Below are 22317 nucleotides of genomic sequence, written 5' to 3'. Positions count from 1 at the left end.
TGCTGGGGGAGCGCGGGATGTGCGCGCGGGTCAGGCGTCGCCGAGGTGCTTGAGGGCCTCGCGGACCGACAGGGGCGACAGGCGGGTGCGCCGGGTCGCGACATACGTCCGCACCCAGGTGGGGTCGACGCGGGCGTGCTGGCGCAACGCCCACCCGATCGCCTTGCGGATGAAGACCTCGCGGTCGCCGAGGTTGGCGTCCAGGCAGTCCTGCAGGAGCGCGACGTCGGTGCGGCCCTTGCTGTCGAGCTGGCCGATGATCGAGGCTCGGCGCAGCCACAGGTCGTCCGACCTCGACCATTCGCGCAGCTGCGACGCGAGTCCCGGCTCCGCGCGCAGGATCTCGCCGACGACCGGCGTGGTCGCGTCGACGACGTCCCACCACGCGCCGGTCGTGATCAGGTGCTCGAGCAGAGGTGCCAGCGCCGTGTCCCGCCAGCCGCGGTAGGCCCGGTGCCGGAGCAGCTCGATCGCGGTGTAGCGCTCCTCGCGGTGGGTCGCCTCATCCCACAGCCGGCGGATGGTGGCCTCCCACTCCTCGCGGGTGGCCAGGCGGTGCGCCGCGAGGATCGGGCGGGTCACGAGCCGTCGCTGCGGTGTCGTCAGCCCGTGGAACGGCATGGCCGACCGCATGTAGCGCTGCTGCCCGGCGGCCCGCTCCGGGTCGGCGTGCGCGGCCAGGGCCGCCCGGACCTGCGCGACCAGGGTGTCGGCGTCGCTCACGCCGTCAGCGTAGCGATGCGTGACCGACCGCGGGTGCCGCGGCTCAGTGCGGGCCGCCGGGCCGCCACTGGTCGGGGTCGGGCACGCCCGCCGAGATGATCGAGCCGTCCGTGCGCAGGTCCCCGATCACCGGGTGCGAGCCCTGCAGGCTGGCGCGGCGCTCGCCCTGCCCGTCGAGCGGGACGGTGACGGGTGAGCCGGCGGTCACGGCATACGAGACCCCACGGACCGACAGGTCGACCCGGGTGCCCTCCTCGACCTCGAAGGCGATCGACTCCTGCCGCACGGTGACGCGGATCCTGGTGCCGCGCAACCGGATCGGGAAGGTCAGCTGGGGCCAGGCGTCGGGCATGCGGGGGTCGAAGGACAGGGTGCCGTGGTAGTCGCGCATCCCCGCGAAGCCGTGGACCAGGGCGTTCCAGACGCCGCCCGCGGAGGCGATGTGCACGCCGTCGGAGGTGTTGCGGTGCAGGTCGGCGAGGTCGACGAAGAGCCCGGAGTAGAAGTACTTGAGCGCCATGTCGGCGTAGCCCACCTCGGCGGCGATGATCGACTGGACCACGGCCGACAGGGTGGAGTCGCCCGTCGTGATCGGGTCGTAGTAGTCGAAGTCGCGGCGCTTCTCCTCGAGGGAGAAGCGGTCGCCCTGCAGGAACAGCGCGAGTACCACGTCGGCCTGCTTGAGCACCTGGAAGCGGTAGATCACGAGCGGGTGGTAGTGCAGCAGCAGCGGTCGTTTCGTGGGATCGGTGCGGGACAGGTCCCAGACCTCGCGGTCGATGAAGTGGTCGTCCTGCGGGTGGATGCCCAGCTCGTCGTCGTAGGGGATCTCCATGTGCTCGGCGCACGCGTCCCACTCGACGACCTCCTCGTCCTCGAGCCGCAGGCGTCGCACGAGCCGGGCGTAGCCGGAGGGGTCGGTCTCCCGCAGCTCGCGGACCGCGCGGGCGGCGCGCTCGAGGTTGTCGCGGGCCATGACATTGGTGAACAGGTTGTTGTTGACCACGGTGGTGTACTCGTCCGGGCCGGTGACCCCGTGGATCTGGAAGGTGCGGTCGCCGTTCTCGCGCCAGAAGCCCAGGTCGGCCCACATGCGCGCGGTCTCGACCAGCACGTCGATGCCGTCGCGGGCCATGAAGCCCACGTCGCCCGTGATGTCGTGGAACTTGCTGAACGCGAAGGCCACGTCGGCGTCGATGTGGTACTGCGCGGTGCCCGCGGCGTAGTAGGCCGAGGCCTCCTCGCCGTTGATCGTGCGCCAGGGAAAGAGGGCACCGCGCTGCGACAGGTCGCGGGCGCGCTCGCGGGCCTTCGGCAGCATCTGCACGCGGGCGCGCAGGGCATTGCGGGCCACCTCGGGGGAGGTGTAGGTGAGGAACGGGACGACGTAGACCTCGGTGTCCCAGAAGTAGTGCCCCTCGTAGCCGGAGCCGGTGACGCCCTTGGCCGCGATGCCCATCTGGTCCGCGCGCGCCGACGCCTGGGCGAGCTGGAACAGGCTCCAGCGGATCGCCTGCTGCAGCGCCGGGTGGCCCTCGACCTCGACGTCGGTGTTGGCCCAGTAGCGGTCCATCCACTCCCGCTGCTGCTCGACGTAGAAGTCGACGCCGTGCTCGCGGACGCGGTCCAGGGTGCGCCGGCACCGGTCGACGAGCTCGCGCACGGGGACGCCGCGCGACGTGTGATAGCTGACGGCCTTGGTGATCGTGACGGTCTGGCCCTGCTTGGCGTCGATGCGATAGATCTTGCGGCCGCGGTCCTGGTCGCTGTCGATGAGCTCCTCGTATGCCGCCTCTGTCTCGATGGTGTGGTCAGCGCCGACGGCGAGGGTCATGCCGGACTGCGCGGTGCGGTAGCCGAGGATCATGCGGCGGTCGCTGTGCCAGTGCGACTGCGGCTCGAGCACCCGCTGGCTGAAGGCCGCAGCCTTGCGGGGGTCGTGGCCCTCGCCCATGGCGGCCGCGCGCACGTGGTACTCGTCCTTGCCGTCCTGCCGGTTGATGATCTGGCTGGACACGACGATCGGGGCGTCGCCCTCGAGCAGGGTCACCTCGAGGGTCATCAGGGCGAGGTGACGCTCGGTGAAGCTCACCATCCGGGTCGAGCAGATGCGCACCCGCTTGCCGGACGCGGTCCGCACCTCGACGTCGCGGGTCTGCCTGCCGGACCGGAAGTCCAGGGCGCGCTCGTAGTGCACGAGGTCGGCGACGGACAGCAGGAGCGGCTCGTCGTCGATGTAGAGCTTCATCAGCTTGGAGTCGGGGACGTTGACGATGGTCTGCCCGACCTTGGCGAAGCCGAAGGCCTGCTCGGCGTGCCGGATGTCCCAGGTCTCGTGGAAGCCGTTGATGAAGGTGCCGTGCGTGTGCGCCTCGCGCCCCTCGGGCGGGTTGCCGCGCATGCCGAGGTAGCCGTTGCCCACGGCGAACAGCGTCTCGGTGGTGCCGAGGTCGTCGCCGGAGTACTCGGTCTCGACGAATCGCCACGGCTCGACGGGGAAGCGGGTGCGGTCCAGCGGGTCGGCCGTCAGGTGCAGCGGCGTCACGGCACCAGCTCCGCGAGGTCCGAGACCACGACGTCGGCCCCGGACGCGGTGAGGCGGTCCACGCCGGCGCCACGGTCGACGCCCACGACCAGCCCGAAGCCGCCCGCACGCCCCGCCGCGACGCCGGACTCGGCGTCCTCGAGGACGACCGCGCGCTCGCGGGGCACGCCGAGGCGCTCCGCGGCGTCGAGGAAGGTGTCGGGGGCGGGCTTGCCGGCGAGGCGGTCCTGCCGCGCGACGACTCCGTCCACGATCACGGGGAAGCGGTCGACCAGCCCGGCCGAGGTCAGCACGGGGCGGGCGTTCTGGGAGGAGGAGACGACCGCGACCTTGGTGCCGATGGCGGCGAGGTGGTCGAGCAGCTGCACCGAGCCGGCATACGGCTCGACGCCGTCGCGCTCGAGGACGGTGCGGAAGGCGTCGTTCTTGCCGTTGCCGAGGCCGCAGACGGTCTCGGTGCCGGGCGCGTCGGTGGGCTCGCCCTCGGGGAGCGTGATGCCGCGCGAGGCGAGGAAGGTCCGCACGCCGTCGTAGCGCGGCTTGCCGTCGACGTAGGCGAAGTAGTCCTCGTCGGTGTAGGGCTCGGCGATCCCGCGCGAGGTGAGGTAGGCGTTGAACATCTCGCTCCACGCCCGCATGTGCACGATCGCGGTCGGGGTGATCACGCCGTCGAGGTCGAAGAGCGCAGCGTCATATCGGGTCCAGTCCACACCACGAGGGTACCGAGGTTGTCGCCGCTCTTGAACGATCCAGCCGCGATTGCCCCGCACGAGCGCCGGGGGTCGCCCAGCGTGACGAGGGGTGGGCCGGGCAGAGTGGTCCCATGACGACGACCGAGCGCACTCCCGCGCAGTCCGTGGCAGGGATCGAGATGGGCGGCACCAAGGTGGTGTGCGCCATCGGTTCGGGCCCGCAGGACCTCCGCGAGCGGACGGTGATCCCCACGACGAGCCCGGACGAGACGCTCGGCGCCGTGAGCGACTGGCTGCAGGCGCGGCTCGACGAGGGGGAGGACCTGGCCGCGCTCGGGGTCGCGTCGTTCGGGCCGGTGTGCCTGGACGAGGCCGACCCGGCCTACGGCCGGATCACGACCACCCCCAAGCCGGGCTGGCGTGACACCGACGTGGTGGGTCGCCTGCGGGAGAGGTTCGGGCTGCCGGTGGGGTGGGACACCGACGTCAACGGCGCTGCGCTCGCCGAGCAGCGCTGGGGTGCGGGGCAGGGGGTCGGCTCGGTCGTCTACCTCACCGTCGGCACCGGGATCGGCGGCGGCGCGGTCCTCGACGGCCGACCGGTGCACGGCCTGCTCCACCCGGAGATGGGGCACGTCCTCGTCGAGCGTCACTCGGACGACGCCTACGACGGCCGCTGCCCCTACCACGGGCGGTGCGCGGAGGGTATGGCGAGCGGCCCGGCCTTCGCGGACCGCTACGGCACGCGCCTGGAGCTGCTGGACCCCGCCCGCCAGGCCGAGGCGGCGCAGCTCGCGGGCTACTACATCGGTCAGGTGACCGCGGCGCTGGTGCTGATCCTCTCGCCGCAGCGCATCGTCGTCGGCGGCGGCGTGCCGCACCTGCCGGGAGCGCTGGAGGCGACGCGCGCCGCCATGGTGGGCAGGCTCGGCGGCTACATCAGCCGGCACGAGATCACCGGCGATGCAGGCGATTACGTCGTCGCACCGGGTCTGGGCGACGACGCCGGCGTCCTCGGCGCCATCGCCCTCGGGCTCGACGTCAGCGGCTGACGAACGGATCCACGATGGTCACGCCGCGGAGCGTCGACCCGGTGGCGAGGTCCTCCGTCCACAGCTCCGTGCAGCCCGCCTCGGCTGCCGCCTCGACCACCATGGCATCCCAGATGCTCAGCTGATGGTCCCTGGCGGTCGTCGCTGCCCGGACCACCAGGTCGGCGTCTGTGGTCACGCAGGGGAGCTGTGCCAGCCGTGCCACGACGACCTGCGCGTCGTCGAGACCGACCGGTGGACGGAACTTCCGGGTCAGCACCGAGTGGAGCTCCAGGAGGACCTGGGTGCTGACGGTGAACCGGTGACCTGGTCGCTGCAGGAGTCGGCCTGCCGCGATCTGCTTGGAGGGCTCGCCATCGTCGTAGAGGTAGGCGAGGACGTTGGTGTCGAGGAAGATCTCAGGCACGGTGCAGCTCGTCCCTGCTCCACGACCGAGGGCCGTTGTCGGCCCCCGCTCCGGACGCTCGGACCACGCTCAGGGTGTCGGTGAAGATCTCCGCCTGGGGCACGTCCCCGGCATACCTGCGCAACATCTCGGCGAGATAGCCGTTGACCGACTCGCCCCGCTCCAGGGCTCGTATGCGGGCGCGCCGCAGGGTCTCACCGTCCACGGTCACGGTAAGGTTCGCCATGTCATCAGTGTAACGCTGAATCAGTGCTGCACGGGTTTACGGCGTCACCCAGGATGACGTGGCACGATCTGCGTCGCTGTCGTCAACCGTGCCGAGGAGTCTCGTGAGCCCCCGCCTGCTGTACCGCCGTCTCGCCCGGGCCGAGGTGGTCACCTGGACCCTGCTGATCGCCGGCATGGTCCTCAAGTACGTCACGCGCACCACCGAGCTCGGGGTGCGGGTCGGTGGGCTGGTGCACGGTGTGGTCTTCCTCGCCTACGCGCTCGTGACGGTCGTGGTGGCGATCGACCGGCGCTGGTCTCTCGGCACGACCCTGTCCGGACTGGCGTCGGCCGTGGTGCCCTACGCCACCGTGCCGTTCGAGTCGTATGCCGAACGGCGCGGCCTGCTCGCCGACCGCTGGCGCCTGGCGGCCGGCGGCGACGCCCCGCGGACGCTGCCGCAGCGGCTCGTCGCCATGGGTCTGGCCCGCCCCCTCCTGGCCGTCCTCGTCGCGGCGCTCGTCGTCGCCGTCGTCACGGCCGTGCTGCTCTGGCTGGGACCGCCGGTCCCGCAGCGCTGACGGGTGACGGGCGCCGGGTCGGGGTCGTGGTGACCCTCGTGGTCAAGCCGCTGCGGGCAGTCTTCGGGCTGCTCGAGCGGGTGCTCCTCGGCCGGCTGCTCCGGTGGCTGACCGTGCCGGGCGGCCCACTGGCGCTGCAGCACCGAGGTGCGGCAGCAGCGAGGGGCGACCTCACCGCAGCTGTGAGCGGAAGGCTCGGGCGTAGGCGGTCTGGCCGTCGATGGTCGGGTGCATGGACGAGCCGTCGATCGACACCGCGCCCGTGGTCGCCGAGACGGTGCCCTTGACGGGCGTGATCCACGACGTGGTGCTGCTGCACAGCGCGTGGTCGCCGTAGGCGGGGCGCACGTCGGCCACCCGCGCCGGACGACCACGCACCGAGCGCGGCGCGTCGAGGATCACCTGGTCGAGGCGGTTGACCGTCGCGGCGAACCACGCGGCGTCGGCCTTGGAGACATAGAGGGGGACGGTCTGGGTGGGCGCCTCGCGGACGGTCAGGCCGCCGACCCGGCACTCGCTCCCGGCAAAGGTCGAGGACACCAGCTGCGGGTAGGTGCCGAGCACGACCTTGGCGTGCGGGGAGCGGGCCCTGATGTCGGCGATGATCTGGCGCAGCGGCGTGATCGGCAGGCCGCCCGGGGTGGTGGCGGTGCCGCGCCCGGCCAGGGCGTCGATGCGGGCGGCCACCGCACCGGTCAGCGCGGCGTTGGTGGAGCAGTCCGTGCGGGTGGCGCGCTGGCGGTCGCCATACAGGCACGCCGCCAGGATCGAGCCGAAGCCCACGTCGTTGCCCCCGATGGTCAAGGTGACGACGTCGGTGCGCCGGTCGACCCGGCTGAGCTGGGCGGGCTCCAGGGCGTCGACGGTGACGCGGTTGCCGTTGTGGTCGGGGGCGTAGAGGTCCTGGGTGACGGCCCCCGAGCAGGCCCCGTGGTCGACGGTCGTGGCGTGCAGGGAGTCTGCCAGCTGCTGGGGATAGGCCCGCAGGGAGCGGTGGCAGCGGTTGATGGCGGTGTCCGAGCCGGGGAGGTAGGGCGTGACAGACTCGCCGGAGGAGTAGGAGTCGCCGAGGGCGACGTAGTCGCGCGGGCGCTGGGCCTGGGCGGGGGCGGCCGCGAGGAGGACGAAGGTGCCGGCGAGGGTCGAGCCGACCGCGGTCGCGGCAACGAGGGTCGCGAGCCGGGCAGGGCGGGTCGTCCGGCCGACGGCGGGGGTGCGGTGCTGACCCATGGGTGCTCCTGGGGTGCGGTCTGGGGCGTGGTTGACGGTGACGATAGCGGGCCGTGGTCGAGGATGGGCCCTTCGACTGGGATGATGTGCGCATGGGCGATCCCCGACTGATGAGCATGCAGCAGCGCTACGAGACCTGGGCGGACCACGCGAGCGTCGTGCTGCTGGAGACGGCGGCCGTCCATCAGACCGCCATCACCCATGCCGACCTGGCCGCTCGCGTCCAGGAGCGCTCGGGCGTGCGCACCGAGGTGCCGTTCCGCAGCTGGTTGGGCAAGGTCCTCACGATCGTGGGTCGGCGCACCCGCGAGGCCGGCGAGCCCGACCTCGTGTCCTTGGTCGTGCAGGCGGACGGGGCGGTGGGTCCGATGTATGACGCGGTCCTGGTCGCCTGCGGGGACCCGGCACCTGGACCGGGGCTGCGCGAGCAGGCCGCTGCCGAGGCGCGGCTGGAGTGCAACCGCCGCTATGCGCCCGCGGTGACCGAGGACGCCCAGCCGCTGCTGCGCCCAATCACCACGGTCGACACGTCGCCGGAGCGCGCGTCGCAGACCGCGCGGACCAACCCGGCCAGGCAGACGGCGCGGCCCTCGCGGGCCCCGCGAGTCCCCAAGGAGCCCAAGGCCTCTCGCGCCTCCCGTTCGGCCAAGGCCGAGGAGCCGGCGCCGGTGATCTGCCCGCGCTGCTTCCTGCAGCTGCCGTTGAGCGGGATCTGCCCCAACTGCGACTGACCACCCTCACGCCCGGCCCCCGCTCCTCCTCCGGGGGGAGGGGATCGCGTCCCGATCTCCGCCCGACGGGCCGCGGACAGGCTCGGGGTCAACCGGGCCGCCGTCGAGAGCCACCTGCGACTCCTTGGAAGACCTCTTCCTCGTGGTCCGCCTGCCCGCGTGGGGCAAGAACCTGCGCTCCCGCGTCAGCGCAAGGGCCCGAGGTGCACGTCGTCGATTCTGGTCTGGCTGCGCGGCTGCTACGGCTGACACCTGACAAGCTCACCGCCCTGGACCCGACAGCGCTGGCCGACTTCGGGCACCCGCTTCACCGCCGGCATCATCCTCACCACAGGAACCCGCTCCTACACGTGCACCGCGCAACCACGAACGCGCAGTGACATGGCGCTGACCGGTCGATAGACGTCGCAGATCACTGGAGATGGGTCCAGGTCGGGACCAGCAACCCTCAGCGCTGAGGGTCAGGGCGCCGAGCCGCCGTCACGGGGTCGCGGTCGCGGCCCCGGCTGGCGGCCCAGCCGAGCCCGACGACCGCGAGCAGGGCGATGAGGGGCCCGAAGACCCGGGCGAAGCCCGACGGCTCGTGCTCGCGCGAGATGTCATCAGTCATCCCGCCACCGTAGCCGCGCCCTGGTCACCACCGTCCCGGACGCCGCCGCCGTGCGCGCCATGGCCCTGATCCCCGCCGCGCCATTCTCGGTGGCGGATATGGGGTTTCCCGTCCGGGCGGACGTTCCCGTCGGCTGAGGTCGGTCAGCGGCGGCGGTTGGTGCGGGCGGTGGCTCGGGCGGTCCACGGGTCCTCGGGCCAGGGGTGCCGCGGGTAGCGGCCGCGCATCTCCGCTCGCACCTGCTGGTAGGGGCCGCTCCAGAAGGACGCCAGGTCGTCGGTGATCGCCAGCGGGCGCTGCGCCGGCGAGAGCAGGTGGAAGGTGATCGGGACCCAGCCGTCCGCCACCGTCGGCGTCGCAGCCCAGCCGAAGCACTCCTGCAGCTTGACCCGCACGGTCGGTCGGGCATCGGGGTCGTCGTGCGGGGGATAGGTGATGCGCACGTGCGAGCCGCTCGCGACGGCCAGCCGCTCGGGAGCGAGCTGATCGAGCCGCGATGCCGCGGGCCAGGGCAGCAGGCGGCGCAGCGGCTCGGTCAGGTCGATGCGCCCTGCCGCGGACCCCCTTGCGAGAGCGTCGATCTCGGGACCGAGCCACTCGTCGAGCCGATCGAGCAGGGCCTCGTCGGACACGTCCGGCCAGGGGTCGCCGAGATGAGTGTGCAGCAGTGCCAGGCGATCTCGCAGCGTGCGCGCGGCGTCTGACCAGGTGAGGACCCCAAGACCCCGATCGCGCAACGCTTCTCGCACGGCGGCGTGCGCGGCCGGGCCGGAGGCGGCCACGGGGGTCGACGTCAGCTCGATAGCGCCGAGCGCCCGCACCCGACGTGCGCGGACGCGCCCCTCCACGAGCTCGGCGCGCACCTCGTCGACGAGCAGGTGGGCCGCCACGAGCTCGGCGCCCTCCTGGTCCAGGGGTGCGGCCAGCCGGATCACCGCGCCCGTCCCCGCCGCCGTCCTGCCCGTCGCCCGCGTCACGTCGGCGATCGCGAGCCACTCCTGATGTGCAAGCGGACTGCCCTGCGGCAGAGCCGCTCTCGTGCCGCCGGCCAGCAGATAGGTGTCACCCGAGCGGCGGGCGACCCACTCGGGGTGGGCCATCCCGACGACGAGACCCTCGACCATCGCGTCGTATGCCGCCGCGCCCGCCCCCACCGCGAGGGACTCCAGGCGGCGGGACTCCCGACGCCATCGGTCGGAGGCCGGGTGCCCCGAGCGCAGCTCGCGCAGCAGGCCGGTGAGATCGCCGGTGGGAGAACGCAGGTCGTCGGCGAGCGCGGCCACCACCTCGGCGGCGCGGCGCGGGCCGACGAGCTCGGACCCGTCGAGCAGACCTCGGGCCAGCCTGGCACCCACCGGGATCCGCGCGAGCCGTCGCCCCTCCGCCGTCACGACGCCCTCGTCGTCGACCGCGCCCAGCCGCCGCAGGGTCGTCTCCGCGTCGCGGAGCGCCACGACAGGGGGAACGGTGGGCAGGCCAAGGCCCTGCCCCCGCGGCGTGCCCCAGCAGGCCAGCAAGAGAGCGCCGTCCGTGAGGTCGCTCGTGGCGATCGCGGGGGTCACGTGCTCGGGCATCCCGGCATACGTGCTCTCGTCGTAGCACCGGACCACCTCACCCGGCCCGAGGCGGGCCGCCCGCCCGGCCCGCTGGTCGGCGGAGGCACGCGAGCAGGTGACGGTGACCAGGCCCGACATGCCGCGGGCGGCGTCCCGGCGCGGCTCCCGGGCGAGGCCCGCGTCGACGACCAGGCGCACGCCCGGGACGGTGAGCGAGGACTCGGCCAAGGACGTGGACACCACGATGCGGGCAGGGTCGCCCGACCGACGGCCGCCCACGGCGCGGTCCTGCTCCCGAGGCCCGACCTGCCCGTGGAGCTCGAGGACCTCGGTCCCGTCCGGTCCCGCCAGCGCCCGCAGCCGCGTCGCGACCTGGCCGACCTCCCAGGCGCCCGGCACGAACACCAGGGCGTCGACCGACGGATCCTCAGCCACGGCGGCGCGATGAGCCTCGGCGGCCACGGTCGCCACGTGGGCGAGGAAATCACGGGACACGCCTCGGGCGTCGGTGCGAGGGCCCGCGCCCGGGCGCCACGCCACGGCGAGGGGGTGCAGTGCCGACGGGCAGTCGACGACCGGGGCAGGCGCGCCGTCGGGACCGATCAGCCGGGCGAAGGCGGCCGCGTCGACGGTGGCCGACATCGCCACCAGCAGCAGGTCCTCGCGCAGCGTACGCAGGTCGGTGAGCAGCCCCACGAGCAGGTCGGTCTCCAAGCCCCGCTCGTGCACCTCGTCCAGCACGACTGCACCGACCCCCTCGAGCGAGGCGTCGGCGAGCAGGCGGCGCAGCAGGATGCCGGGCGTCACGACCTCGATCAGGGCCGTCGGCTCCAGCCGACGCTCCCCGCGCACCGTCCAGCCGATCAGCTCGCCGACGCGCGAGTCCGTCAGAGCGGCAAGACGACTCGCGGCGGCCCGGGCCGCCACCCGTCGAGGCTGGACCACGACCACGCGCCCAGCACCGCTCCCGCGAGCCGCCAGCGACCGGGCCACCACGGGTGGCACCAGCGTCGTCTTGCCTGTCCCCGGGGGCGCCTGGACGACGGCGACGCCGTCGGCGAGCGCCTGCTCCAGGGCCGGCACCGAGCGGGCGAAGGGCAACCCGGCGCCGATCCGGCCGAGATCCAGGCGGTCGGCCGAGGCGCTCATGCCCCGAGGGTAGCCCCGGCTGTCAGAGTGCTCTCAGCGTGTGCAACATAAACCACGAAATATCCCGTGATCATCGGTCTCATGCTGTTCTGCGTGCGCTCGCTCATGCCGGGCCACGAGTGGAACGACCGCTGGATCAGGCGCGCTCGCCCAACGGGGTGTTGGTGGCGGGAACCCGCTCGGCCTTGGGCACCGGGCCGGGCGCGGTGCCCGCCCCCCACGGCGACCCACCGAGCGACTCGCGGCCGCTGGGCTCGAGCAGACCGGCGAGGTCGGGCCCGAGCGGCACGACCTTGGTGGGGTTGATGTCGGTGTGCACCACGTAGTAGTGCTCCTTGATCTGCGGGAAGTCCGTCGTGTCGCCGAAGCCCGGCGTCTGGAACAGGTCGCGCAGGTAGGCGTGCAGCACCGGCATCTCCGACAGCTTCTGCCGGTTGCACTTGAAGTGGCCGTGGTAGACGGCGTCGAAGCGGACGAGGGTCGTGAACAGGCGCACGTCGGCCTCGGTGATGTGATCGCCCACGAGGTAGCGACGGTCCGCCAGGTAGTCCTCCAGCCAGTCGAGCGCGGCCCACAGCCGCTCGTAGGCGGCGTCGTAGGACTGCTGGTCGGCGGCGAACCCGCAGCGGTAGACGCCGTTGTTGACCTCGGTGTAGATGCGCCGCATGATCGGCTCCATCTCGTCCCGCAGGGCCTCGGGCCACAGGTCGGGGGCGCCCTCGCGGTGGTGCTCGCGCCACTCGGTCGACAGGTCGAGGGTGATCTGCGGGAAGTCGTTGGTCACCAGCTGACCGGTCGGGACGTCGACGATCGCCGGGACGGTGACGCCCTTGGGGTAGTCGGGGATGCGGGCGTCGTAGGCCTCGCGCAGCAGGTGGATCCCGAGCACCGGGTCACGGCCGTCGGGGTCGAGGTCGAAGCGCCACGACTCCTCCCCGTGGGTGGGGGAGACGAGGCCGAGGGAGATGACGTCCTCGAGCCCCAGCAGTCGGCGCACGATGACGCCGCGGTGCGCCCAGGGGCAGGCGCGCGCGGCGACCAGGCGGTAGCGGCCGGGCTCGACGGGCCAGCGCATGGCGCCGACCCGATCGCCCGTCGGAGCGCCGGCGGGGGCGTCCGCCACGATCCGGTCGTTGACGTAGGACTCGTCCCGCTCGAAGGCTCCGGCGGTGGAGGCGTTGCGTGCGTCAGGCATGGTGATACCATGCCCCACATCGAGGATCGGTAGCCAGGTCAGGGACCATGCTCACGCCACCTGGAAGGACCGCTTGGACAGGCCGGTCCAGTAGCCGTCGATGACGCCGTGCACGGGGGCGGCGGGGTCGGTTGACGCGCCGAGGGTGACGAACAACGGCGTGAAGTGCTCGACGGTCGGGTGGGCGAAACCCACACCGGGGGCGCACCCGGCGAACCGCGCCAGCTCCTCTACGTCGCCGCGCGCGAGCGCCTCGCCGGCCCACGCGTCGAACTCCGAGGACCAGTCGGGGACGAGGTCGGGGCGGGACCACTGGATGAACGGGAGCCCGTGGGTCATGAAGCCGGACCCGATCACCAGCACTCCCTCGTCGCGCAGCGGTCGCAGGGCGGCACCGAGGCGCAGCAGCCGCTCGGGGTCTGCGGTCGGCAGGCTGAGCTGGAGCACGGGGACGTCCGCCTCGGGGTACATCGCCTTGAGGGGGACCCAGGCGCCGTGGTCGAGACCGCGGTCGGTCTGCTCGTGGACGTGCACCCCGTCGGGCATGACCTCGCGCACGCGTCGGGCGAGCCAGGCGGCGTCGGGGACGTCATACCGCAGCTGCTCGTAGAGGGGGTCGAATCCCCAGAAGTCGTAGACCAGCTCGCGCGGGTGGGGGTTCGTGATGGCGATGGCGTCGGACTCCCAGTGGGCGCTGACCACCAGGATGGCGCGGGGCCGGGGCAGGTCGTGCGCCCAGGCGTGCAGCTGGGTCATCCACCCCTGGTCGGCGAGCAGCGGGGGAGCGCCGTGGGAGAGGTAGATCGCGGGCAGGGCTCCGTCCTCCGGCGTCCAGGCGCGGTGCGGTGCTGCGGCCGCGGCGAGGCGCAGGTGGCCGGCGAGGGGGTGAGACGCCGGGACGAGCGCGTCGGCTGCGGCGGTGGTGGTGGTCATGGGTCGGGCTCCTGGCGGGAGGGCTCACAAGATAGTTGAGGATTCAACGATATCAGACGTGCGCCGCAGGGTGAAGAGGTATGGCGGCATCCCCCGCAGGTCCATCACCCCCACGAGCGTGTCCGCGTCGACGCCGCGGAAGCTGTCCACGATCGGCTGATGGTCGTAGACGAGGGATGCCGTCACGACGCCTCGGTGCTCGAGCATCCGCAGCCGGCCCCGCGGCCGACGGGTCCGCAGCGCAGGGCTGACGACGCGAAAGGCCTTGGCCGTCATACGGCCTCGCAGCAGGGGTGGCACCTGCAGGCCGACCGCAAGCGGCAGGCGACCCGGGTCCACCTCGTAGCGCCGGCCACCCTGGGTGCGGAACACCAAGGGGTGCGCGTCCTCGGGTCCGGCGAACCACTTGCCCCACCAGCCGTATGCCGTCAGCGCGCCGCCGAGCGGATGCCCCGTCGGGATCTCGGCGCCGCGCCACCATCCGCGCAGCTGCGCCACCGGCACGGGCGCCATCCGGTCGTAGGCCGCCAGCGCCGTCCCCAGGTCGGTGCCGCGCTCCAGCTGGTCGATCGACTCCATGGGACCACTGTGCCCGCCCGAGCCCGCCGGTGGTCACTGAGCCGACCTGGTGCTGCGGATCGCCCACGCCGTGAGCGCGGCGGGGAGCGCTGCAGGGAGGGAGGCGGGGAGCGCGTCGGTGTGGACGTCGGGGACGGTGACGGCGGGGGTGCTCGTGACTCCACGGTGCGCCGCGGTCCTGCCGAGGGACCGTCGCGGGTCTGTCACCGGGTCTGTGACCGGGCTGGGCGTCCGTCGGAGCCCGGCGACCGCGGGGGGTCGCCGGGCTCCTGGGATGGCGCGGCCGAGGGGGGACGGGCCGCGCGGGTTCGCGGGTCAGGCTGACGCGGCAGCGCTGGGGGCGGAGGTCGCCCCGGCGCCGGGTGCCTGCTGGCCCTGCTGGCCCTGCTGGCCCTCGGGGGTGCCGCCCCGGCCGCCCGGAGGGCCGGGCCCGCCGGTGCGGACCTCGACGGTCGCCAGGTCCTTGGACACCTCGACCATGACGGGCTGGCCGGCCTTGGTGCCGTGGACGTCGTAGGAGCCGTCCGGGTCCTTCTGCACGTCGCTGACCGTGACGGCAGAGTCCTTGGCCGTGACCGCGGCCTTGACCTTGGACAGCTCGTCCCCGGTCACGGCGGTGTGCTGGTGCTGGGCCTGCCCGCCGTGCCGGCCGCGCCCGCCACCGGTGTCCACGGTGACGGTCTGGTAGTCCGCCGACACATCGACGCGGACCTGCTGCCCCGTCTTGGTCCCGAGCACGTCGAAGGAGCCGTCCGGGTCCTTCTGCACCGTGGTGACGGTGATGGTGGAGTCCTTGGCCGTGACGGCGGCCTTGACCTTGGCGGTCTGGTCGGCCGTGGCCGCGGTGTGCTCGTGCGGGGCGCGCTGGCCACCCTGGCCGGGTGCGCCATAGCCCTGCTGGCCGCCTGGCGCCGACTGGGCGTAGCCGGTGGACGCCTGTGGCGACCCGCCGGTGGCGGCGTTGGCGGCAGCGGCCCCGCCGGCGATCATCAGCCCGGCAGCGGCCACCGCGGCGGCGGTGAGGGTGCGGTTGTTGGGGGACATCGTTGCTCCTGGTGGATCGTGATCAGGTCGGGTGCTGGTGCACCTGAGGGGTCCTTCACTCGCACCTCCACGGTCGCGGCCGGGGCTGTCGTGACGCTGTCAACGCCGTGGGGGTCACCTAGGAGCAGCGCGCCCTCCCTGTGCATCCTGCTCAGACGGCGTAGCCCGCGGGCGAGGCGGCGCTGGCGCCGGGGGTCGGCGCCTGGCCGGGCCCACGGTCCCGGCCGCCGTGCCCGCCGTGGCGGCCGTGTCCGCCCGGCCCGCCGGTGCGCACCTCGACGGTCGCGAGGTCCTTGGACACCTCGACCATGACGTGCTGTCCGGCCTTGGTCCCCATCGCGTCGTAGGACCCGTCGGGGTCCTTGCGCACCTGCTCGACGGTGAGGGTCGCGTCCTTGGCCTTGACGGCGGCCCTGACCTTGGCGGCCTCGTCGCCGGTCACGGTGGTGTGGTCGTGGCCGCCGTGCCTGCGGCCGTCGCCATACCCGGGCTGTGCGCCATACCCGGGCTGTGCGCCATACCCCGTGGCTGCGGGGGTGGTCGAGGTGGCTGCCTGGGCGGCGGCCGCACCCCCCGCGATCATGAGGCCGGCAGCGACGACGGCGCCGGCGGTGAGGATGCGGTTGTTGTCGGACATCGGAACTCCCTGTCGACTCCCTGTCACTGAGCTGGTCGCGACCGAGCCTGGCGTCGTGGGCTGTCGGGAATCTGTCGCGCAGGTATGAGTTGCCTAGGAATCTGCACCCTCGGCGTAGGAACGCAGGACGCGCAGCGCGCTCGCGCCGTAGCCACCGCCGAAGAGGATGGCGTGCACCAGCAGCGGGGGCAGCTGGTACCACGGCACGCGCTCGCGCCACCCGTCGGCAAGGGGGTAGGTCTCGTCGTAGGCGCGGTAGCACTCCTCCCCGAACCCGCCGAACAGCTGCATCATCGCCAGGTCGACCTCACGGTGGCCCCAGTACGCGGCCGGGTCGATCAGCCAGCTGCGACCGCCCTGGTCCACCAAGCGGTTTCCGCCCCACAGGTCGCCGTGCAGCAGCGCCGGCGGCTCGGGTGGACCGCACAGCTCCTCGGCCCTGCCGGCGAGCTGGTCGACCAGCCGCAGCGCCACGGGGTCGACGCGGCCCTCCCTCACCGCGCGCTCGGTGAGGGGACGCAGCCGTCGCTCAACGTAGAAGTCGCGCCACGAGTCGGTCGGAGTCAGGTCCACCTGCGCCGAGCCCAGGTAGCCGGCCAGCGCACCGTCGATGGCCCCGAACGTCGGGTGGGTCGCCCGGTGCAACCCGGCCAGCCCCCGGCCGAGGGACTCCTCCGTATGCCGCCCCGGCCGCCCCTCCTCGATCCACTCCAGGACCAGGCCGCTGGCGTCGGCGCGGACCACCTCGGGGACCCCGATCTGCTCGGGGGCGTGCTCGCGCAGGATCGCCAGCCCGGCGGCCTCCCGCTCGAAGAGGTCCGGCGTCGGACGCTCCTTGGTCTTGAGGAAGAAGGGGCCGTCGGGGGTGTCGAGGCGGTACGCCAGGGCGATGTCGCCACCGCTGAGGGCAGTGGCGCGGCATACCTCCAGGCCGGAGACGAGCGACTCGGGCAGGTGAGGGGACATGACCTCCTTCCTACCCGCCCGGCCGCCCGCTCAGGCCAGGGAGAGGAAGAGCTTCTCCATCGCCTCGAGGTCGGCCTCGCGCTCGGGGTTGTCCGACGTCATGCACTGCTGCAGCCCGGTCGAGATCAGCGCGAAGCCCGCCCGGTCGAGCGCCTTGCTGCACGCCGACAGCTGCATGACGACGTCGCGGCAGTCCCGCTCCTCCTCGATCATGCGGATGACCGCGCTCAGCTGCCCCTGGGCGCGGCGGAGCCGCTTGAGGACGGGGTCGAGATCGTCGGCGGGGAGCTGCATCGGTCAGCGCCCCAGGAGGCGACCGAGGAGGCCGCCCCGCTGGGCCGGCTGGTCCGGGTGGCCGGGGCACCACTGGCCCGCGGGGACGGAGCGGCGCACCTGGTCGACGTGCTGGCCGCAGCCGGCCCAGGTGGTCTTGCCGCAGGTCGTGCAGGTGACGGGGCGACACATGTCGGTCTCCTTCAGGGGTGGGGTGTGACGTGCTTCAATACACAGCATATACCCCCTGGGGTATGCTGGACTCATGAACATCGTGATCATCGGAGGCGTGGCCGGCGGGATGTCGGCGGCCGCGAGACTGCGCCGCCTGGACGAGTCGGCCACCATCACCGTCGTCGAGCGCAGCGGGCACGTGTCCTTCGCCAACTGTGGGCTCCCCTATCACGTCGGCGGGGTCATCCCCGAGCGCTCGGCGCTGCTCCTGCAGACGCCCGAGGCGCTGCGGGCGCGCTTCGAGCTGGACGTGCGGGTGCAGACCGAGGCGGTGCGGATCGACCGTGACCGCCGGGTCGTCGTCGTGCGCTCGCTCATGGGCGGATCGGAGAGCGAGCTGCCGTATGACGCCCTCGTGCTCGCCCCCGGCGCCCGACCCGTCCGGCCTGCGATCCCCGGCATCGAGCGCGCCCTCGCGCTGCGCAGCGTGGAGGACACCGACGCGATGGTGGCCGCCGTGGCAGGGGCCCGCACCGCCGTCGTCGTGGGCGGGGGGTTCATCGGCGTCGAGACCGCCGAGAACCTCCTGCACCGCGGCCTCGCCGTGACCATGGTCGAGGCGACCCCGCAGGTCATGGCGCCCCTCGACCCGGAGATGGGTGCCCCGGTCCACGCCGCCCTGCGCGAGGCCGGGATCGACCTGCGCCTGTCGGCCTCGGTCACCGCCATCGGCGAGCGGGACGTCGAGCTGTCCACGGGGGAGCGGGTCCCCGCCGACCTCGTGGTCGCGGCGATCGGGGTCCGTCCCGACACGGGCCTCGCGCAGGCTGCCGGCCTCGAGATCGGCGCGCGCGGCGGGATCGTCGTCGACGACCACCTGCGTACGAGCGACCCCGCGATCTACGCCGTCGGCGACGCGGTGGAGAAGGCCGACGCCCTTGACGGCTCCCCGGTGCTGGTGCCCCTCGCCAACACCGCCAACCTGCAGGGCCGGCGCGTGGCCGACCTGATCGCGGGTCGCGACGTCCGCGACCGGCCGGTCCTCGGCACCGCCATCGTCGGGGTCCTCGGGCTGCAGGTGGCGACCGTGGGGTGGAACGAGAAGCGCCTGGTCGCCGCCGGCCGCGCCCACCGGGTCATCCACACCCACCCCCTCTCGCACGCCGGTTACTACCCCGGGGCGCAGGGGCTTGCGCTCAAGCTGCTCGTGGACCCCGGCACCGACGCGATCCTCGGGGCCCAGGCCGTGGGCCGGGACGGCGCCGACAAGCGCATCGACGTCATCGCGACGGCCATGCGCGGCGGCCTGACCGCGAGCGACCTGGCCGAGCTCGAGCTGGCCTACGCCCCGCAGTTCGGGTCCGCGAAGGACCCCGTCAACATGCTGGGCTTCGTCGACGAGAACCTCGCGAGCGGCCTGACCGACAGCATCCAGTGGCACGAGGTCGAGGACGCCCAGCGGGACGGGGTGACCGTGGTGGACGTGCGCACGCCGGAGGAGTTCGCGGCGGGCGCCATACCGGGGGCCGTCAACGTCCCGGTCGACGAGGTCAGGGACCGCCTCGACGAGGTGCCCGAGGGAGACCTCGTCGTCCACTGCGCGGTGGGTGTCCGGGCACACCTGGCGACCAGGATCCTGCAGGCGTCCGGCCGGTCCGTCCGCAACCTGGACGGCGGCTACCGGACCTGGGTGGCCGGGATGGCCTCTCGGTCGTGACCGCTGGGCGGTAGAGACGCGGCCGCCCGCGATGGGCGAGCCTGCCGGGGTGGCTCCTGCGCCAGGTGGAGATCGTCGCGGTCGCCGCCTTCCTTGCGGCGACCTGCTGGACCAGGGCGTGGAGGCGGCGAGGGACCGGGTGGGGGAGATCTTCACCCGGCTGGGGTCGGTCGCGGCCGCCGGCGCCGGCCTCCTGTCGTCCGCCCTCACCGTCCTGCTGATCACGGTGTTCCACGGCCGGTGGCGTGGCCCTCGGTCTGGTCGGCGTCTTCTTGGCCGTGCCCTTCGCCGGGGTGGTCGTCGCCCTGCGCCGGGGGTGGCGCCAGGGCAAGGACCGTGGCGACTCGCGCGCCGGGGGAGCGACCCGGTTGGACCCCGACGACGTGACTCCCTGACGTCACGGCCCCGCCAAAAGGCGTTGAGGGCGGGGGTCCGGGGTGGGAGAGTGGGCGGACGCCCAGCGAGAGGAGACGACGATGTCTGCCAAGGACAAGCCGCACCACGCCCCCGTCCCGGACGAGGTCAAGCAAAGGATGCGAGCGGCCCTCGACGCCAAGAGGTCTCACGCGGGACGGGACGTCTCGGCCGACGACAACGACCGGTCCAAGGTCTCCGGGCAGGGGCACGGTCGTGAGGCCTCTCAGCAGATGTTCCGCCGCAAAGCCGGCAGCTGATCGGCCGACCTCAGGACGTGCCGGAGCGATCAGCACCCTCGGTGGTCAGTCGTGCGACGTGGAGGGTGAGGTAGACGACCTCGTCCTGCGTGACGGACCGGCCGAGGCGCAGCTCCAGGACGGTCCGGCACCGCTGCGCGCACGCGTAGGCCCCGGGGTAGGACGACCGGATGGCCTCGCGCAGCGGGCCGGCCTCGCCGGTCAGCTGCCGGTCGCCCTTGACCCGCACGAGGAAGTAGCGCAGGTGCGTGATGAAGCGAGCTCTCGATCACCTCGAAGAGCTGCTTGATGATCCCCGTCATCGCATAGGTCTCCGACAGGTCGCCGCCCATCATCGCGGCGTTGACCAGGTGCATCGCGATGGCGACGGCCTCGTCCTGCGGGAGCGGCTCCGGGAGCCGGCCGTTGACGTGCTCGAGCACGCGGCGGGCGCGCTCGAGCTCGCGGGGATAGAGGTGCTCCACCTCGGCGCGCAGGGGCATCTCGAGCTCGATGCCCTGGTGCACCCGCTTGATGGCAAAGCTGAGGTGGTCGGCGACCGCGACGAGGGTCGTCGCGGTGACCGGCACCCCGACGAGGTCCAGGGCCTCCTCGGCCAGGGCGATGTGCTCCGGCGGTATGGCGGCGACCAGCCCGCCCAGCGTGTCGGGGTCTCGACCGTCGGTCGGCTCGAAGACGCGGACGACCTTGAGCGGGTCGACCTCCTCGCCGGCGCGCCGCTGGAAGCCGAGGCCACGTCCGGTGAGCACGACCTCGGTGCCGTCCCCACGCCGTCTGCACGGGGCACCTCCCGTCCGGGCCGACCTCATGCCACGCGTCCGACGGGGGGCTGGACGAGGAACCCGGCCTGGACGAGCGCTCGGTCCCGGGCCAGGCGCCGGGCCCTCTCGGCAGCGCACGTGTCGGGGTCCTCGTGCTCGTGCGGGCGGCTCGAGAGCAGCTGCCCGAGGTAGGTCTTGATGCGCAGGGAGCCGTCCGGGCGGAGCTCGTGCTGCCAGCGCTCCGATGTCTTGAGCTGGTGGTGGTGGCGGCATAGGGCCACGAGGTTGTCCGGGCTGGTGGGCCCGGCGGGCCACGGCGTGCTGTGGTCGAGGTCGCACAGCTCGGACCGTCTGTCGCACCCGGGGACGCGGCAGGTGAGGTCACGGGCCTGCACGTCGGCCCGCATGCTCTCGGTGGGCCCGTAGGTGTGGGTGGTCCGCTCGAGCAGCGTGCCGGTGACGGGGTCGTGGACGATGCGGTGCCACACGCTGTCGGTGCGCAGCGCGATCTCGCGGGCGAGGTCCGCGCTGAGCCAACCGTGACCGACGAGCTCGGCCGGGTCGTCGCGCAGCCCGAGCAGGGTGGTCAGGTTGACCCGGACGTCGATGCGGGCGGCGGGAGTCGGCAGGGAGGCGAGGAGTGTCGCGGTCGCGACCAGCCAGGGGTCTGGATGCTGCGGCAGCGTCGGTGGTGGGTCGGTGCGGAGGGGCTCGTGCAACGGCAGGTCAGCGAATGGCGAGGCGGCGTGCTTGGCGCTCTCGGCCGCCTGTCGCTCCGCCCTGCGCGCTCCTCGGCCACGCACCCCCGGCCCGAAGGGTCCCAGCACCTCGCCGGTCCTCGGGTCGAGCAGCAGGCCGTCAAGGCCGATCAGCCGGCGGCGGCGAGCGTGCGTGAATGGCGCTGGCGTGCCGAGGGGCTCGGGCCGAACGAACGACCCCGCCGGGCGGAGCTCCTCGCCGCCGTCGACCGTCCCGTCGCCCGTGCCGTGGTTGACCGTGCCGTGGAGGAGCAGGGCGAAGGCGATGTCCGACCGGAGCTGGGCGAGCGTCCGGGACTCGCCGCGGCTCTTGGCCGCTCGCGCCATCGCATCGATCCGGTCCCGCGCTGCCGCGGCCTGCTCGGCCGTGCCGGTGGCGCACAGCTCGCCCGTGCCATGGCTCGTGGTGGTGGCGTGCACGTCGCGTCGGGCCAGGTGGTCGGCGCGAGCCTGGTCGTCGAGCCCCAGACGGGCCTCCTCCTTGACCACCTCCGCGCGGATGCGCTGGCGGAAGAGGCGCTGACCGACGACGGCGTCCGGCGACCGGTCGTCGGGGGCGTACCCGCGCTTGGGGCGCAGCACCCGCACGACGACCTCTGCGGCGACCTCGTCGGGCAGGCGATCGGTGTCGTCGCGCAGCGTCGTGGCGCGCTCGAGCGTGCAGGTGCCCCCGGCCATCGCCTCCACCAGCGGATCGCGCACCGCTGCCGCTCCCGACGCGAGGCGCGCCCGCCGCTGGACGGCGCCCACGCCGAGCCCGGTGGCGGCGACGATCTCGTCGGTGGTCAGCCCGCGGGCGTCGGCGCGCAGCGACTCGGGCCCCGGGTGTCGTCCGTGCTCGGCCTCGGACCGACGCAGGTCGTCGACGACGGCGTCGACCAGGTCGGCGTGGGCCGTCACCGCGAGGGCCTCCAGGCAGGCGGTCGCGCGATGGACGGCCACGACCACGGCGAGCGAGCGCCGCGCCCGCTCCAGGTCCGAGCTGCCGGCGTCCCCCTCGTGACCCGCGCCACCGGCGCAGGGTGTGTCGGTGGCAAGCGCCAGGATGGGCTCGAGCGCCTCGCGGAGGTGCTCCGCGACGACCTCGGACAGGGACCTCGACACCATCGGGACCACCTCCTCGA

At 73.2% G+C, this 22317-nt stretch carries 24 protein-coding genes and 1 pseudogene; 6 read left to right on the top strand and 19 right to left on the bottom strand.

Annotated elements, in window-relative coordinates; all coding sequences use genetic code 11:
• Positions 1-30: 30 nt before the first annotated feature.
• From GGG17_RS11125 to GGG17_RS11115, 3 genes are read right to left on the bottom strand one after another with little or no spacing between them, the layout of a single operon-like run.
• Positions 31-723 carry a DNA alkylation repair protein gene (locus GGG17_RS11125; RefSeq protein WP_311966621.1) on the bottom strand — a complete coding sequence of 231 codons (693 nt, stop codon included), beginning with the start codon at positions 721-723 and terminating at the stop codon, positions 31-33.
• A gap of 43 nt (positions 724-766) precedes the next feature.
• Positions 767-3268 carry a glycoside hydrolase family 65 protein gene (locus GGG17_RS11120; protein ID WP_311966620.1) on the bottom strand — a complete coding sequence of 834 codons (2502 nt, stop codon included), beginning with the start codon at positions 3266-3268 and terminating at the stop codon, positions 767-769.
• Positions 3265-3978, bottom strand: a complete 714-nt coding sequence (locus GGG17_RS11115; protein WP_311966619.1) for an HAD family hydrolase — start codon at positions 3976-3978, stop codon at positions 3265-3267. The genes GGG17_RS11120 and GGG17_RS11115 overlap by 4 nt, the downstream gene beginning before the upstream one ends.
• A gap of 113 nt (positions 3979-4091) precedes the next feature.
• Here GGG17_RS11115 and GGG17_RS11110 point away from each other — a divergent pair, with 113 nt between their 5' ends.
• Positions 4092-5012, top strand: a complete 921-nt coding sequence (locus GGG17_RS11110) for an ROK family protein (protein ID WP_154593782.1) — start codon at positions 4092-4094, stop codon at positions 5010-5012.
• Here the strand turns inward: GGG17_RS11110 and GGG17_RS11105 are convergent.
• Together GGG17_RS11105 and GGG17_RS11100 are read right to left on the bottom strand one after the other, a co-directional pair.
• Positions 5002-5418, bottom strand: a complete 417-nt coding sequence (locus GGG17_RS11105) for a PIN domain-containing protein (protein ID WP_154593781.1) — start codon at positions 5416-5418, stop codon at positions 5002-5004. The genes GGG17_RS11110 and GGG17_RS11105 overlap by 11 nt on opposite strands.
• Entirely contained in the window at positions 5411-5644 is a 234-nt protein-coding gene (locus GGG17_RS11100; RefSeq protein WP_154593780.1) for a hypothetical protein, read from the bottom strand. The genes GGG17_RS11105 and GGG17_RS11100 overlap by 8 nt, the downstream gene beginning before the upstream one ends.
• Positions 5645-5747: 103 nt before the next feature.
• On the opposite strand from GGG17_RS11100, the gene GGG17_RS11095 reads away from it, so the two are divergent.
• Complete coding sequence (locus tag GGG17_RS11095; protein WP_311966618.1) at positions 5748-6206, top strand: DUF3817 domain-containing protein; 459 nt, start codon at positions 5748-5750, stop codon at positions 6204-6206.
• Positions 6207-6377: 171 nt separating this feature from the next.
• Here GGG17_RS11095 and GGG17_RS11090 read toward each other — a convergent pair whose 3' ends face one another.
• A complete protein-coding gene (locus tag GGG17_RS11090; RefSeq protein WP_154593779.1) occupies positions 6378-7436 on the bottom strand; it encodes an SGNH/GDSL hydrolase family protein in 1059 nt (352 codons plus the stop codon).
• Between the two features lie 92 nt (positions 7437-7528).
• Between GGG17_RS11090 and GGG17_RS11085 the strand changes: the two genes are divergently transcribed.
• A complete protein-coding gene (locus GGG17_RS11085) occupies positions 7529-8167 on the top strand; it encodes a hypothetical protein (protein WP_154593778.1) in 639 nt (212 codons plus the stop codon).
• Between the two features lie 448 nt (positions 8168-8615).
• Here GGG17_RS11085 and GGG17_RS11080 read toward each other — a convergent pair whose 3' ends face one another.
• The 10 genes from GGG17_RS11080 to GGG17_RS16055 form a co-directional block, all read right to left on the bottom strand.
• Positions 8616-8777, bottom strand: coding sequence for a hypothetical protein (locus tag GGG17_RS11080; protein WP_154593777.1), 162 nt, complete (start codon positions 8775-8777; stop codon positions 8616-8618).
• Between the two features lie 143 nt (positions 8778-8920).
• Positions 8921-11482, bottom strand: coding sequence for an ATP-dependent helicase HrpB (gene hrpB / locus GGG17_RS11075; protein ID WP_154593776.1), 2562 nt, complete (start codon positions 11480-11482; stop codon positions 8921-8923).
• A gap of 136 nt (positions 11483-11618) precedes the next feature.
• Positions 11619-12677, bottom strand: coding sequence for a glutathione S-transferase family protein (locus GGG17_RS11070; RefSeq protein ID WP_154593775.1), 1059 nt, complete (start codon positions 12675-12677; stop codon positions 11619-11621).
• A gap of 51 nt (positions 12678-12728) precedes the next feature.
• Positions 12729-13610 (bottom strand): dioxygenase family protein, encoded by an 882-nt coding sequence (locus GGG17_RS11065; protein ID WP_154593774.1) that lies wholly within the window; start codon positions 13608-13610, stop codon positions 12729-12731.
• Positions 13611-13634: 24 nt separating this feature from the next.
• On the bottom strand, positions 13635-14189 hold the full coding sequence (locus tag GGG17_RS11060) for a DUF4334 domain-containing protein (protein ID WP_154593773.1): 555 nt from the start codon (positions 14187-14189) through the stop codon (positions 13635-13637).
• Positions 14190-14504: 315 nt separating this feature from the next.
• Positions 14505-15233 carry a hypothetical protein gene (locus GGG17_RS11055; protein WP_154593772.1) on the bottom strand — a complete coding sequence of 243 codons (729 nt, stop codon included), beginning with the start codon at positions 15231-15233 and terminating at the stop codon, positions 14505-14507.
• 151 nt (positions 15234-15384) lie between these two features.
• Positions 15385-15870 (bottom strand): hypothetical protein, encoded by a 486-nt coding sequence (locus GGG17_RS11050; RefSeq protein ID WP_154593771.1) that lies wholly within the window; start codon positions 15868-15870, stop codon positions 15385-15387.
• Positions 15871-15963: 93 nt separating this feature from the next.
• A complete protein-coding gene (locus GGG17_RS11045) occupies positions 15964-16836 on the bottom strand; it encodes a fructosamine kinase family protein (protein ID WP_154593770.1) in 873 nt (290 codons plus the stop codon).
• Between the two features lie 30 nt (positions 16837-16866).
• On the bottom strand, positions 16867-17130 hold the full coding sequence (locus GGG17_RS11040) for a metal-sensitive transcriptional regulator (RefSeq protein WP_154593769.1): 264 nt from the start codon (positions 17128-17130) through the stop codon (positions 16867-16869).
• A 3-nt stretch (positions 17131-17133) separates the two neighbouring features.
• Complete coding sequence (locus tag GGG17_RS16055) at positions 17134-17301, bottom strand: DUF8730 family Cys-rich protein (RefSeq protein WP_195849212.1); 168 nt, start codon at positions 17299-17301, stop codon at positions 17134-17136.
• Between the two features lie 73 nt (positions 17302-17374).
• Between GGG17_RS16055 and GGG17_RS11035 the strand changes: the two genes are divergently transcribed.
• The 3 genes from GGG17_RS11035 (at position 17375) to GGG17_RS11025 (ending at position 19674) form a co-directional block, all read left to right on the top strand.
• Positions 17375-19000 (top strand): FAD-dependent oxidoreductase, encoded by a 1626-nt coding sequence (locus GGG17_RS11035; protein WP_154593768.1) that lies wholly within the window; start codon positions 17375-17377, stop codon positions 18998-19000.
• A 245-nt stretch (positions 19001-19245) separates the two neighbouring features.
• Entirely contained in the window at positions 19246-19395 is a 150-nt protein-coding gene (locus tag GGG17_RS11030; RefSeq protein ID WP_154593767.1) for a hypothetical protein, read from the top strand.
• A gap of 81 nt (positions 19396-19476) precedes the next feature.
• Positions 19477-19674 (top strand): DUF5302 family protein, encoded by a 198-nt coding sequence (locus tag GGG17_RS11025; protein WP_154593766.1) that lies wholly within the window; start codon positions 19477-19479, stop codon positions 19672-19674.
• A gap of 10 nt (positions 19675-19684) precedes the next feature.
• Here the strand turns inward: GGG17_RS11025 and GGG17_RS17375 are convergent, their stop codons facing one another.
• From GGG17_RS17375 to GGG17_RS11015, 3 genes and pseudogenes are all read right to left on the bottom strand, one after another.
• The gene (locus GGG17_RS17375; protein ID WP_353889955.1) at positions 19685-19903 is read right to left on the bottom strand and encodes a PRD domain-containing protein; all 219 of its coding nucleotides are present in this window, start codon (positions 19901-19903) and stop codon (positions 19685-19687) included.
• 169 nt (positions 19904-20072) lie between these two features.
• A pseudogene (locus tag GGG17_RS17370) lies at positions 20073-20483 on the bottom strand (PRD domain-containing protein); the annotation flags it as partial.
• Complete coding sequence (locus GGG17_RS11015; protein WP_154593765.1) at positions 20480-22300, bottom strand: HNH endonuclease signature motif containing protein; 1821 nt, start codon at positions 22298-22300, stop codon at positions 20480-20482. The pseudogene GGG17_RS17370 and the gene GGG17_RS11015, both read right to left, overlap by 4 nt.
• Positions 22301-22317 lie beyond the last annotated feature (17 nt).

The organism is Arsenicicoccus cauae (genome assembly GCF_009707125.1).
Classification (GTDB): Bacteria; Actinomycetota; Actinomycetes; order Actinomycetales; family Dermatophilaceae; genus Arsenicicoccus; species Arsenicicoccus cauae.
The sequence above is the reverse complement of the archived record's forward strand: the minus strand, read 5'-3'. Positions and strand labels throughout refer to the sequence as shown.